Raw genomic sequence first — 255 nt, 5'->3', positions numbered from 1 at the left:
GCGCGGATGAGCTTGCGTGGTCTGGAACAGCAACGGGACAATGCCCAACGGGAATGGCAGCAGGTCAACAGCCAGTTGATGACACTACAAACCCAGCTGTCAGCCCACCAGGCCCGGGCCGAACAGGCGGCACAACGAAGCCGGCGTATCGATGACGACCTGGCGGAAGCCCGTGAACAACAGGCATTTTTGCAAGAAGAACTGGAAGAAACCCGGCTGCAATGGCAAGAAGCCAATGCCGCGATTGAACAATAT

Annotated in this window: 1 protein-coding gene; it reads left to right on the top strand. The window is 57.3% G+C overall.

All coding sequences use genetic code 11. From position 1 onward, the window contains the following. The coding region (locus tag Q4563_RS21065) for a hypothetical protein (protein WP_303605911.1) at window positions 1–255 on the top strand (255 nt) is incomplete at both ends.

This window comes from Gilvimarinus sp. 1_MG-2023 (assembly GCF_030548285.1).
Note: the sequence above shows the minus strand (reverse complement) of the source record. Positions and strands in the feature narration are given on the sequence as shown.